12 protein-coding genes, 1 tRNA gene and 1 pseudogene are annotated in these 13,028 nt (G+C 51.3%); 5 read left to right on the top strand and 9 right to left on the bottom strand.

The window, feature by feature from the left end; genetic code table 11:
* Positions 1-30: 30 nt before the first annotated feature.
* The gene (gene mug / locus V6E55_RS12805) at positions 31-537 is read right to left on the bottom strand and encodes a G/U mismatch-specific DNA glycosylase (RefSeq protein ID WP_316942981.1); all 507 of its coding nucleotides are present in this window, start codon (positions 535-537) and stop codon (positions 31-33) included.
* A 124-nt stretch (positions 538-661) separates the two neighbouring features.
* Here mug and V6E55_RS12810 point away from each other — a divergent pair.
* A tRNA-Ile gene (locus V6E55_RS12810) sits at positions 662-737 on the top strand.
* A gap of 110 nt (positions 738-847) precedes the next feature.
* Here the strand turns inward: V6E55_RS12810 and V6E55_RS12815 are convergent.
* From V6E55_RS12815 to V6E55_RS12825, 4 genes and pseudogenes are all read right to left on the bottom strand, one after another.
* On the bottom strand, positions 848-1,384 hold the full coding sequence (locus tag V6E55_RS12815; RefSeq protein WP_316942982.1) for a serine acetyltransferase: 537 nt from the start codon (positions 1,382-1,384) through the stop codon (positions 848-850).
* Between the two features lie 638 nt (positions 1,385-2,022).
* Positions 2,023-2,642 (bottom strand): annotated as a pseudogene (locus V6E55_RS12820) (hypothetical protein); the annotation flags it as partial.
* Positions 2,555-2,731, bottom strand: coding sequence for a hypothetical protein (locus V6E55_RS25835; RefSeq protein WP_410493453.1), 177 nt, complete (start codon positions 2,729-2,731; stop codon positions 2,555-2,557). The pseudogene V6E55_RS12820 and the gene V6E55_RS25835, both read right to left, overlap by 88 nt.
* A 117-nt stretch (positions 2,732-2,848) precedes the next feature.
* Entirely contained in the window at positions 2,849-3,103 is a 255-nt protein-coding gene (locus V6E55_RS12825; protein WP_236920847.1) for a hypothetical protein, read from the bottom strand.
* Positions 3,104-3,174: 71 nt separating this feature from the next.
* Between V6E55_RS12825 and V6E55_RS12830 the strand changes: the two genes are divergently transcribed.
* Entirely contained in the window at positions 3,175-3,885 is a 711-nt protein-coding gene (locus V6E55_RS12830) for a hypothetical protein (protein WP_316942983.1), read from the top strand.
* Positions 3,886-4,159: 274 nt separating this feature from the next.
* Here V6E55_RS12830 and V6E55_RS12835 read toward each other — a convergent pair whose 3' ends face one another.
* Positions 4,160-4,843 carry an outer membrane protein gene (locus V6E55_RS12835; RefSeq protein ID WP_316942984.1) on the bottom strand — a complete coding sequence of 228 codons (684 nt, stop codon included), beginning with the start codon at positions 4,841-4,843 and terminating at the stop codon, positions 4,160-4,162.
* Positions 4,844-5,207: 364 nt separating this feature from the next.
* Between V6E55_RS12835 and V6E55_RS12840 the strand changes: the two genes are divergently transcribed.
* The gene (locus tag V6E55_RS12840; protein ID WP_316942985.1) at positions 5,208-6,377 is read left to right on the top strand and encodes a DNA repair protein; all 1,170 of its coding nucleotides are present in this window, start codon (positions 5,208-5,210) and stop codon (positions 6,375-6,377) included.
* On the opposite strand, the gene V6E55_RS12845 is transcribed toward V6E55_RS12840, so the two are convergent.
* Entirely contained in the window at positions 6,378-7,142 is a 765-nt protein-coding gene (locus V6E55_RS12845) for a siderophore-interacting protein (RefSeq protein WP_316942986.1), read from the bottom strand. It abuts the gene before it with no gap.
* A gap of 146 nt (positions 7,143-7,288) precedes the next feature.
* On the opposite strand from V6E55_RS12845, the gene V6E55_RS12850 reads away from it, so the two are divergent.
* Positions 7,289-7,783 (top strand): PadR family transcriptional regulator, encoded by a 495-nt coding sequence (locus tag V6E55_RS12850; protein WP_316942987.1) that lies wholly within the window; start codon positions 7,289-7,291, stop codon positions 7,781-7,783.
* Here the strand turns inward: V6E55_RS12850 and V6E55_RS12855 are convergent.
* Both V6E55_RS12855 and V6E55_RS12860 read right to left on the bottom strand, forming a co-directional pair.
* Positions 7,780-9,339 (bottom strand): methyl-accepting chemotaxis protein, encoded by a 1,560-nt coding sequence (locus V6E55_RS12855; RefSeq protein ID WP_316942988.1) that lies wholly within the window; start codon positions 9,337-9,339, stop codon positions 7,780-7,782. The two genes, V6E55_RS12850 and V6E55_RS12855, sit on opposite strands and share 4 nt — an antisense overlap.
* Before the next feature lie 336 nt (positions 9,340-9,675).
* Positions 9,676-11,196: a methyl-accepting chemotaxis protein gene (locus tag V6E55_RS12860; RefSeq protein WP_316942990.1), complete on the bottom strand. Its 1,521-nt coding sequence runs from the start codon at positions 11,194-11,196 to the stop codon at positions 9,676-9,678.
* Between the two features lie 435 nt (positions 11,197-11,631).
* Between V6E55_RS12860 and ygjG the strand changes: the two genes are divergently transcribed.
* Entirely contained in the window at positions 11,632-13,011 is a 1,380-nt protein-coding gene (gene ygjG, locus V6E55_RS12865) for a putrescine aminotransferase (RefSeq protein ID WP_167587185.1), read from the top strand.
* Positions 13,012-13,028 lie beyond the last annotated feature (17 nt).

Here is a 13,028-nt window from a genome sequence, read left to right on the forward strand (position 1 = left end):
GGGTAATGCCGGAGCGTGGCGCTCCGGCAGTTACAACCCCCGTACGACCAGTGCCTCATCGAGTTCACGATACGCTTCAACCAGTTTGTCCAGTGTCGCTCTGTTCAACCCGCTCGGGTTCGGCAACACCCACACCTGCGTAACGCCAATCATGATGCTCTGCTTGCCCCACTTCGTTCCACGCTGGCTGAACGCCTGCTCGTAGGCCTGCTTACCGAGGATTGCCAGAGCAGCCGGCTGATAATCATCTATTTTCTTAATCAGCTCCCGACCGCCGCTACGAAGTTCATGCAGGTTGACCTCCGTTGCCTGCACCGTAGGACGCTCGACCAGCATGGTGATACCGCAGCGTGTATCCAGAAGGTGTTGCTCTTCTTCGGGCTTGAGCAACCGGTCAGTAAACCCCGCCTGATAGATAACCTTCCAGAAGCGATTCCCCGGATGGGCGAAGTGAAAACCGGTATGCGCCGAGGACTTGCCAGGGTTAATTCCGCAGAACACCACCCGCAGCCCAGGGGCCAGAATGTCGTTGATCATCGTTACTCCCACTGATACATCGTTATGGAAGTATAAAGGATTGATTATGCGTTGTTTATAAAAACAGCAGGCAGGTGTGAATGGCTGGATTGCTGAGGGGAGTTACTTTATAATTCACCGCCACGGCCCCTTAGCTCAGTGGTTAGAGCAGGCGACTCATAATCGCTTGGTCGCTGGTTCAAGTCCAGCAGGGGCCACCAAATTTTGATTTTAGAATCATATGATTTAGCCACTCGATTGAGTGGCTTTTTTATTTCGCAAGGTAAGGATGTCCCCTTTTTGTCCCCTGCCGTTTATGCTTCGGCTCCCGTCAGGCGGCATTCCGTATCACAATCATGTCCTTTGAGTTGTAGACAGTATGGTTATCCGGCACATTTTTATTGATTAAACTCATCGCGCCAATAGTCACATTATTGCCAATCGTTATATCTCCGATGATGCATGAGTTAGCTCCAAATTCCGCATTTTCACCAATAACCGTATAACCCTCGTCCGTATCGTTCCTGGCTCCGATTGTCACGTTTTGACGTATGACAGCATTTTTACCAATCACGGTATTCCCCCGGATCACTATCCCGGTGAAGTGGACAATCTTTAGCCCGGCTCCGATTTTCGCCAGGGGGTTAATGTCTATTGAGTTAGCCCGGTTGAGCTTACGCATTCTGCGTTTGGCAAAGCCTTTCATACCAAACTTGTTAGTCTGGTAAAGGTAACACCAGATTCTCAGCCAGAAGTAAAAACGTCGGTCAGTGCATTTAATTGCGCGTCTAATAGTGCGTGACCAGGAGAATGGCTTAGAACCCTTTTGCACTTCAGCCTTTAAACATTCGGTCAGTTCCTTGTACATACAATCCCTTTTCATATTCATTTGACTGACATTGTAACCAGCAGTTACAAGAAGTTAAACGCGAAATAGATGCCCTGCTTTTCAGTTTTAAAGAACCATTCAATTCTCTTCTAACCCATGCCGTAAGCGGCATGACGCGTAAAAGCCATGATGTAACACGCAGCCCAAAACGATCCTCCAAACCCACATAACCTAATAATTTCCCTTATTTCTCTGAATGTTACACTTTAGCCTAGATCCTTCTCAGATCCATGAAAGTGAAAAACACTGAAATTCTTTTCAATCTTTTCAGTTCTGGGTTTCTGTTGAGCCGCCAGCACTGGCGCGTTCTGGCGATATGTTTTGAAGAAAAATAAAACTGAAAAATTTTAATGGTCCAAAAACCGCAGACGGGTGCGGTGTAGTGCGATTTTTGTCTGCGAAGGAATTTTTTTACCATGCTGTGACGCTCTCAGCGCCGCGCAGTAGGCACGATCTGTTTCGGTTGATGCGTGGAGACTCCCAAGAGGATGGAGGCGGCATAATGCCACTGGTGGCGTATGGTGCAGCCACGAAAAATTTATTAGTCGGGCATGGAACCCGGCATGGTACAGGGGGCATAAAAAAACCGCATTTCGCGGGTTATGTTTTGGGTAGGTTTACTGGCCAATAACCGGGGAGTATTTTCCGTTCAGCGTGTCCGCTTTCGCTCCGGTGTTCCGGATGGCTCCCGCGTTGGTTGGTGCTCCTGTATTGCTGTGCGTGTGGCTTGCCGTTTGCTCTGCCAGCTCTTTTACCACGTCCAGCGTGTCCAGCATCAGTTGTGCCACGTTGATGGTGCCAGAACCAATCCACACTACCGGGGCGATTATCTGCTGTTGAACAGCCGCCACGCTTTACGTATCTGCCCGATTTTCTCGATCAGGTCTTTTCCCGTTGTGACTGACTGGCTCCCGGATATTTCCGTTTCATCATTGCCGCCGATACTCGCAACGCGGTTATTGACTGCCTGGCTGTAATCTCCTGTACATACCTGCTGAATGGCTCCGGCCATCAGCGTGGACGTGCCCAGCACCGTAACTTTGTCCGTAGCCTTAATGGTAGTTTCCCGGCTGACCAGCTCCCGCTGTTCCGTATCGGCCTTAACCATCCGCGCCATAGATGTTTCACTGATCGTCTGGTCTGTCTGCCTCACCCAGTCGCCCGCCTGGGTGCCGCGCTGCGACACTTCTGCACGCTGCTGTTGCAGCTGCTCGCCAGGCTGGATATCCGGTACGGTAAGCTGGTTCCCTCCGGCACGGACGTCCCCAGTTCAGCCTGTTTCAGGGCAAAAACAATCTGCTCTTCGGTGAATCGTGATTTTTTCATCGGCACTACCTCCGTTCAGGGAGTGTAGATCATGCCGGAATTCTGTTTCTGAATGGCGCAGGATTTTGGGTCAGGGTCATGCATCATCAACTCCCCTTGTGGGTTAGGTTTTCATGATTAGCTTTTGTAACGAATTAAATGCCGATAAACTTTTTTCGTTACAAAAATGGCAAGCACACCCAGCAGAATAGAAGCCAGTCCAAGGAAAATCAGTAAAGAAAGGATATGACTGAACAGGCCACCAAAGCTTGTGAAATCACTCAATCGCGCAAACTGCTCCGGTGTTAGAACACGAACAACGATCTCCGGAATAGTTAGAAAGAAAATAATCACCACCAAAACATAAATTGATATTCTACCGCTTTTTTTCATTATCTTTCTTGCCCCCTGTGACAATGATGATCAATTATTGACAGGGTAATGTTACAACAAGGGAAATTACAATGGCAGACGGCTATGCAAAAATGAAGTTGCAATCAGAAAGGAACCTGGCCCTGGCACTAACCAAAGCATTGCGAGAAATACAAGCCACCAATATGAGCACTATCGAAAATCTGAAGCTTGGTACACAGCGAATGATCAACTATGGCTCGTGCTTGATACCAGACGATTACTACCGTAATGCCTGTCGCGAGCTAATAAACGAAGACCGCCGTCTCGCATTGGCACTTGCTGAAATTTATAATCGAAACGATGTTGCTCTTGATATGGTCGAGATTTACTTTCGGAAAACTCTCAAAAGGCTCGGAGAGCAAAAAAGTAATAATCTCGCTGCATTTCTTAAAAAGGAATTAGGTGATAAGGCTTATGAGTACGCAGAAAAATCTAGCAAATTAGCGCTTTCCTTAACTATTGCAAAGCTGATAATCAGTAGTGGTGATTTCCACGAATCGCATATCAGGATGGTCAATTCACTATCATCAATGTATGTTAACGGGGCCATCATCTATTCGAAAGCACAAGTTGCAGCATTAGCTGCGAACAAACTCAAATTTCAAGACTCAGCGTATTATCAGAGTTTGTACCAACAAAATCTTGAGATGCTTTACTTTCTTATTGAACCACAAATGACAAAAATTATTTATCAAATTGAATCAGGTGGGAACAATGAGGAAATAATTGGTGACGCTTTATATGAGCTATTAAAAAGATGAAACGAGCAATATTATGGTTCCTGCAGTCATATATTTATTACATCCCTATAGCACTTATCATTGCTGGTGCTTATATATTCGCGCGTTTCATCCCTGACTATTTTGGTATCCTTACCTTGGCATGGATCATCATCGTTACCTATTTCTATGTAAAACATAATCGTTGGTTCTGATCTGGGTCGGGTAATCAATATGCCACACGCACCCAATAAAAAAGCCAACCCCGCATTCCCACGGTGTTGGCCTGTGTTAAAGCAGTGACAGTCACAACAGGTTAAAAGACATAACGCATGCCAAGGGTAAATTCATTAGAGACGATGTGCGCTTTCATCTGCTCGTCTTTTAAACCACGCGCGTTAGTGAAGTTGTTATACCCACTTTCGATCTTGCCCATATCAATATAACGGTAGCCCAGGTCGACATACAGGCGTTCAAGCGGCGTATAGCTCACGCCAGCCCCTAAGGCATAGGTCAGGTTGTTTTGCGTGGTAGAGGCATATTCGCGGCTCGAGTTACCCTGCCAGCCGTTGGCTTTAATCTTGCTTACACCCAAACCTGCCGTACCGTACAGGGAAACGCCATACCCCAGCTCATAATCACGATAAACATTGACCATCAGGCGCTCAGTTTCGGTTTTCAGGTGGTTATAGCTGTTGGCAAAGGTACTGGAGCCGCTGGTGTATTCGGCCTTTTGCCTGAACGTATATTCACCCTCGGTACGCCAGCCATTACCAAACTGATAGCCCGCAGCAATCGCCGCGCCACCGAAATGCTCTTTCTCTTTACCGCCCACAAACCGCCCTACTCCAGGACGTGCACTGGTATCCATCTCCTTCGCACGCTGTTCAATCTGCAGGTATTTTGCGGAACCGTAATACCCTTCTTCGGTATTTGCTGCCAGAACTGTGGCCGGAATCATCGCGATCGGCAGGGCGGCTAAAATAGCTTTCATATTCATCTCTACTCCGTTGAAAAAATATTCCGCACGTCGAACAATCGTCCGCCGATGTCAGGAAAAACAGTCAGTGAGAGGGATAGTAAATGGCCCTTCACGGGCAAACTATTCGGGTGATTACGGGTTTTACCTGGTAATTTTACGTAGGGACTGGTCTCGTTTTTTAACAATGCGTAGTAATTTCAATGAATTAAGTTGTGTGACTTTCAACGGGCTGCGCGAAGCCTCTCACTTCCCCCTCCTTCACAAACTGCAAATCTAAAGAAATCCCCCATCGCGCCGATCATCATCCGTGTGTATTATTTCCTGTAGCTTTTACAACAACTACCCTTAACTCAAATACTTAAGCGCCAAAGCGAAAGGCATCATGAGCACACCGATCAAACGGCTAGAAATCATTAAAAATGCCATTGAACTGGAAGATGACGACATCATTCAGAGCCAGCTGACCCGGCTGAAAAATGAAGCGTTTGACGATGAGCTACAGGCAATCGTCGTGGCGCTTGAGCAGAAGAACTACACCGCAGCCATTGCGGCCATTACCGCCTGGTTACAGAGCCAACGCGCAATTACCCAGTGGCGCGATCCGCAGGTGGCGGCCAGCAAGCTGGAGCTGAAGGCGCTGGAAGAACGTCTGCGCGATCTGATAGACCGCCGCAATGCGCGGGTGCAGCAGTTGGATGAGTTCAACGATCTTTATTTCTCCCGCCTCGGCCCGCTGATGCAGCAGATCCTCGCCCTGCGCAAAACGCTGGCGGAACTGAACCTGCGTCGTCAGCAGGCGGAAGCGCGTCGTCGTGAGGAAGATTACCGTCGCTGCCAGCAATACATGGCACAGGCTGTAGAAGTACTGGCAGCGCTTACCCAGCGCTGGCGCGAACTGCCTGCCGATTCCGTGCAAGCCGCTGAAGCGCGCAAACATTTGCAGCAGCAAAGTAACCTGATTGCCAACCTGCTGGCCGAGGCGCTGGAGCTGGAGAGCGGCTTAACACGCGAAGAGGAGCCTGCGCGTCAGGCGCGCGATGAAGCCAACGAAGAGTACGAGAAATACCGCGAGCAGCACCACGATGCCGAAGTGCGTCTGCGTAAAGGTAAGGATCTCTCGGAAGAAGATCAGAACGAGCTGAAGCGCCTCTGGCGCCAGGCGAGCAAGCTTTGCCACCCGGATCTGGTGGCCGACGATCTGAAAGAAGAAGCCAACGCGATGATGGTGCAGCTCAACCAGGCCAAACAGCGTGGCGACGTCAAAGCCATACGCTCTCTGGTGGCGCGCCTGCAGCAAGGCTTCGAACCGCTGATGGCCAGCGACAGGCTGAACGATCTGGAACGTATCCGCAAAAAAATGGCGCAGGTCCGCGAGCAAATCGACATTTTAGTGAACGAGCTGGCGGAGCTGGAGAAAGAGGAGTCCTGGCTTCTGGTGTCGTCGCTGAGCAATATGGAAGCCTACTTCGCTCAGCAGGAGAAAGCGCTGCACGAAGTTCGCGCCTCGCTCGAACATCAGGTGAGCGAAGCGCAACTGGATTCCGCAGCCTGATTATTTGGCGTGCCAGTAAGCGCTGGCACGCACCAGCTGCGGAGCAATCGTTTCGGTTTCAAACTGGCGGCTCAGGCTTTTGACCACCTTCCCTTCACCGGTCAGCCAGATAAAGTAATCTTCCGCCGGGACGGTTAACGTCGCCAGATGGTCCGCCACCGCCTGCTCGCTATGACCAACAATCCAGGTGATGTTAAACGTGCTCAGGTGTGCCAGATAATCCTTATACGATTCATCCCCAACCGTCACCACTGCATGAACTTCCGGGCGAACAGGCAGTTTTGCGATGCCTTCTAAACGACGGCGCAGCGCGGGCATGCCGGACTCATCGCAGACATACAACTGCCAGGCGTAATCTTCCGGTACCACCAGCGAACCGCGTGGACCGCCGATCGTCAGTTTATCTCCCGCCTTCGCCTCGACCGCCCAGTGGCTGGCAATACCGCCGTCATGAACGAAGAAATCGAGCACCAGCTCATGATTTACCGCATCGTACAGTGGCGTATAGTCGCGCGCCTGTGGACGCACACCGTCACCCCAGTCAATGCCGTCATCGGTGACTACCGGAGGCACAAACGTCGTCCCTGGAGCCGGGAAAAAGACTTTGGTGTGGTCATCAAAGCCATGGGAGCTAAAGCCCTCCAGCGCCTCGCCGCCTAAAACAATGCGCTGGAAACCCGCGCTTACGCGCTCAGCGCGGAGCACCGTCAGCTCGCGAAAACGCAGGTCATTACGAACACGTTGTGGGTAACGGGTAGATGTCATTTTTAGACCCTTCTCAGGTGAATACGATATATCTAAATCAATTTTAAATGATAATGATTGCTAATCAGCAAGAATGCAAGATCTTTTAGATTGCATCTGAATATATCTTAGATATAGTTTAGATATATCAAAACGAAGGGCACAGTATGCGACACGAACACGATGGCGGCGGACGTCGACCGCGCTTTTTTGGCCACGGCGATCTGCGTCTGGTGATTCTGGATATCCTGACGCGCAATGCGAGCCACGGCTACGAGTTGATCAAAGAGATCGAAAACATGACTCAGGGGAATTACACCCCAAGCCCGGGCGTAATCTACCCGACTCTGGATTATCTACAGGATCAGGCCTTTATCACCATTACGGAAGAAGAAAACGGCCGTAAGAGCATTACGATTACCGTGGCGGGTCAGCAGTGGCTGGATGAAAATCAGGAACAGCTGGCGCAGATACAGGCGCGTATCAAAGCGCGTTCCGTCGGTTTCCAGTTGCGAAGAAACCCACAGATGAAGCGGGCGCTGGATAACTTCAAAGCGGTATTAGACCTGAAGGTCAATCAGGGAGAGCTCAGCGATGCGCAGCTTAAGCAGATCATCGGCATAATCGACCGCGCAGCGCTGGAGATCTCCCAACTGGATTAAGCCGGTGCGTACTCGCTCACGCGGAAGACGCGTACCAGCTCTTTCAGGTGCATCGCCTGTTCGTTAAGGGATGCCGCCGCCGCGACAGACTCCTCCACCAGCGCAGAGTTTTGCTGGGTGGTGGCATCAATCAGGCCAATCGCGCTGTTGATCTGCGAGATACCTTCTGTCTGTTCGTGGCTGGCCTGGCGGATCTCACGCAGAATAACATCCATCTCTTCCACGTTACCGACCATCCCGTTGATCAGCCCACTCGCTTTTTCGACCAGGTTCATCCCGTCCTGGGTCTGGCTGGTGGAGCTCTCAATCAGCTCGCGGATTTCACTGGCAGATGATGCACTTTTCTGAGCAAGCTGACGCACTTCACCCGCCACAACCGCAAAGCCACGGCCATGTTCACCCGCACGCGCCGCTTCCACTGCCGCGTTCAACGCCAGGATGTTGGTCTGGAAAGCAATGGCATCGATCAGGTCGATAATGTCGGACATCCGGTTCGAGGTCTCGTTAATCAGGCGCATTTTACTGGTCACCTGCTTCATCATCTCGCCGTTGTTTTTAACCACCGTGGCGGCATCTGCTGAGAGGGTGGTCGCCTCACCGGTATGCGAGGCGGTGTTTTTCACCGTAGCGGTAATCTGCTCCATGGAGGCGGCGGTCTGTTCAACAGAACTTGCCTGCTCTTCCGTACGCGCGGCAAGATCCTGGTTACCGGCGACAATCTGCGCGGCAGCGCTGGAGATATTCTCCGAGCCAGTCTGCACCTGCTGCACAATGTCCATCAGGCGTGTTTTCATCTCCATCAGCGCATGCAGCAGCAGACCCGTTTCGTCTTTACCGTGCGGCGTGATACTGCCGGTCAGGTCACCCTCGGCGATGGCTTCAGCAAAAGTCACGGCCTGGCCCAGAGGACGGGTAATCGAGCGTACGATAAACCAGCCAATCAGGCTGCCTGCCGCGACGCTGAAAAGGGTAATCAGGATCAGCAGAAGGCGGTTGGTTCTGAAATCTCCCTCCACCTGCGCGCCTGCGTCCTGCATTTCGGTGTTCTGAATGGCAATCAGCGCCTGCACCTTCGCTTTGTACTCCTGCTGCAGGTTAAGGGTCGTGGTCATCATCTCCCTGATAGCACCCGCGCGATCGTTATTCTGCACTGCCTGTAAAATACGGTAACGCGAGTCCAGATACTGCTGACGCACACCGCGGATATCCGCCAGTGCCTGCTGTGATTTTGCATCATGCAGCGCGTTGTTCAGCTCACCCAGGATCACGGTGATATTCCCACTGATCTCCTTCAGACGCTGTTGCGATTGCGCCGTATAGGTTCCCTGATCATCCAGCAACATGAGCTGCTGAGTGCTAATAAATTCCTGGAAGTTGTCGATTAACTGGTTCGCTTTTACCGTCGTAGGATAGTCACTGGTAATGATAGATTGCATCCCGTTATTGGCCCGGTTCAGGCTCAGCAAGGACAAACTCGCACTCACTACCATCAGGACAATTAATAGTCCAAATGCCAGAAATAATTTCGTGCCGATCTTTACGTCATGTAAGAACATATTTTCTCCATCGATATGATTATTTCTCAGACGATCGCTGTTATCGGTAACGAATTCGCTAACTTTATGACTTTGATCGTTTTTTTATTTCATAACCATCACAATGGATAGGTAGAGACTATTAATATTGCCTCATTGATCGTTACTCAACCATCGGATGAGGTTTTTTCAAAATAGCATCGTGGAAAATTGGCTTAGGCAGGAATAAATAACTGAGGTAATTTTTTTAGTTATTTAATATTAAATTAACAATAAAACACATCAATAATTACAACCTCAAATAATAAAGCCGTTTACCCCGTAAGGAATAAACGGCTTTTCTGGAACATGACTCACTCAATGGAGAACCGTCACCGCATCCTTAAGACGTCCGGCGCGGTGTTTCACCATGGCGGAAATGTGCGCACTCTCCTCGACCAGGTCGGCGTTTTTCTGCGTGATGCTGTCGAGTTCTGCCACGGAACGGGTTAACTCAGACAATCCAGTTGCCTGCTCGGAGGTCGCGTGGCTAATCTGGGCGATAAGCTGGGTGACGTTTTTCACCTGCTCAACGATGTCATCCATTGTACGGCCTGCGGCGTGAACCTGTTCCGAGCCGGACTGCACCTTGCTGGCGCTGGCATCAATGAGCTTACGAATATCATTAGCCGCACTGGCGCTGCGGCTGGCGAGATGGCGAACTTCGCCCGCGACCACAGCAAAACCTTTGCCCTGTTCACCCGCTCTTGCTGCTTCAACTGCCGCGTTGAGCGCCAGAATATTAGTCTGGAAAGCGATGTCATTAATCAAAGAGGTAATCGAACCAATGCGCTGCGTACTGTCGGCGATATCATCCATGGTTTTCACCACGGTCTGCATCGCATTCCCCCCCTTCGTTGCCGCACTGCTTGCGGCCACGGAGAGTTTGTCCACTTCAGCGGCGGTTTCAGAATTACTCTGAACAGAAGCAGCCATCTGGTTCATTGTCGCGACGGTCTGCTGCACATTCGCTACAGTCTGGCGCGTGCGATCGTTCAAATCTTCATTACCCTGCGCAAGCTTGTCGCTACCGTCGCGTACGCTCACCACCTGGCTTGATACATCATTGATTAACCAGCGGCACATCAGCCCCAGTTGTCCTACCGCACGCAAGGTCAGCCCCAGTTCGTCGCTGCGGTTCAGGTGCTGCACGCTGTTGCGCTCACCGGTCGCAACTTTCAACGCCTGACGTGCCACATTCTCTACCGGACGGACAATCTGCTGCTCAAACATCAGTGTTCCCAGCAGCATCACCGCCGCAGCCGCCGCGAGCGGTACCCAGCCTGCGGAAGTCGTGACCAGCGTGGCCGCGAGCACAGCAAAAAGCACCGCCATCACGCTGCGAACACGCCAGCGCAGCGGCATTGCCGGGAGTTTCCCCAACCAGCCTTTACGTACTACCAGCCCTTTATGAATACGTTTCTTACAGCTTCCGTCATTCAGCGCCCGGTAGAGAGGCTCCACGGTGGCAATCTCTTGTTCCGTGGCTCTGGTGCGGATGGACATATAGCCCGTCACCTGCCCGTGACGCACCATCGGCACTGCGTTAGCGCGAACCCAGTAGTGGTCGCCGTTTTTACGTCGGTTTTTGACAATCCCGCTCCACGGCTCGCCCTGTTGCAGGGTGTACCACATATCGGCAAATGCCGCCTTTGGCATATCCGGGTGGCGCACCATGTTGTGCGGCTGGCCTGTCAGCGCGTCGAGCTCGTAGCCGCTCACCTGCACAAACGTGTCGTTAGCGTGTGTAATGTAGCTATGGATGTCTGTGGTAGACATTAAGGTGGTGTCATCATCCAGAGGATATTCATTCTGGCTGACATAGATAGGAGAAGACATCGTGAGCATCCCTTGCAGGTTATTTGAATGTTAATTTTGTGGATTTATGTTTTTTCGGCGGTAAACAATTTATCTTTAGTTGTTAAACTTGATAGAGATCGCAGATTTCACTTAAACCGCACTTTTTGTGAGATTTTATAATTCGTTGATTTCAAATACTTTCGCAAAGAAATTACCTGCAAAGCATGACGTGTTAACGCCCACTTAAGTAGCAGAGAATGCCCCACTTTAGTGCAATTGCCTTTTTCCGCCTCTTTTTAAGCTCGCAGCCCTGGATAGCGAAATCCCGTTTCGGTTGCATCGGCATGATTAAATATTGTGCAACATAATTTTAACCTGGTGTTTATCCCGATTTTCGTTAAGTCAACTGAAGTGGCGTAATCCCTGCAATACTTAACGCAGTATCATGTGATACGCGATCCCCGGGAGCACATTTTGAACAGGTTACCTTCCAGCGCCTCGGCTCTTGCCTGTACCGCGCACGCATTGAATCTCATTGAGAAGCGAACGCTTGATCATGAGGAGATGAAACAACTTAACCGAGAGGTCATCGATTACTTTAAAGAGCACGTCAATCCAGGTTTTCTGGAGTATCGCAAATCTGTTACCGCCGGCGGGGATTACGGAGCCGTAGAGTGGCAAGCGGGGAGTCTGAACACGCTTGTCGACACCCAGGGACAGGAGTTTATCGATTGCCTGGGGGGTTTTGGAATTTTCAACGTGGGGCACCGTAATCCAGTTGTGGTTTCCGCCGTACAGAATCAACTTGCGAAACAACCTCTCCATAGCCAGGAACTGCTCGACCCACTTCGCGCCATGCTCGCGAAAACGCTGGCAGCCTTAACGCCCGGCAAACTGAAATACAGCTTCTTTAGTAACAGCGGCACGGAATCGGTCGAAGCGGCGATTAAACTTGCCAAAGCGTACCAGTCTCCGCGCGGGAAATTCACCTTTATCGCCACCAGCGGCGCGTTCCACGGTAAATCTCTGGGCGCACTGTCTGCTACCGCGAAATCCACCTTCCGTAAACCGTTTATGCCACTGTTGCCGGGCTTCCGCCACGTGCCGTTTGGTGACATTAACGCTATGCGCACCGTGCTGAGCGAATGCCGTAAAACCGGCGATGACGTGGCAGCGGTGATCCTGGAGCCGATTCAGGGTGAAGGCGGCGTGATCCTCCCTCCGCAGGGTTATCTGCCTGCCGTGCGTCAGTTGTGCGATGAGTTTGGCGCACTACTGATCCTCGATGAAGTCCAGACCGGGATGGGGCGTACCGGCAAGATGTTTGCCTGCGAGCATGAGAACGTTCAGCCGGACATTCTATGTCTGGCGAAAGCGCTCGGTGGCGGCGTGATGCCGATTGGTGCGACGGTTGCCACCGAAGAGGTGTTCTCGGTGCTATTCGATAACCCCTTCCTGCACACCACAACCTTTGGCGGTAATCCGCTGGCCTGTGCAGCGGCGCTGGCGACCATCAACGTGCTGCTGGATCAAAACCTGCCTGCTCAGGCGGAGCAGAAAGGTGACATGCTGCTGGACGGCTTCCGCCAGTTAGGACGGGAATACCCGGATCTGGTTCAGGACGCACGCGGCAAAGGGATGCTGATGGCAATTGAGTTTGTTGATAACGAAATCGGTTATAGCTTCGCAAGCGAGATGTTCCGCCAGCGGGTACTGGTGGCCGGGACGCTCAACAACTCGAAAACCATCCGTGTTGAACCACCGTTGACGCTGACCATTGAGCAGTGCGAGCAGGTGCTGAAAGCGGCGCGTAAAGCGCTGGCAGCGCTGAGGGTGAGCGTGGAAGAGGCGTAATCAAAGCCGGGTGGCGC

This window comes from Enterobacter sp. 342 (assembly GCF_036663495.1).
Taxonomy (GTDB): Bacteria; Pseudomonadota; Gammaproteobacteria; order Enterobacterales; family Enterobacteriaceae; genus Enterobacter.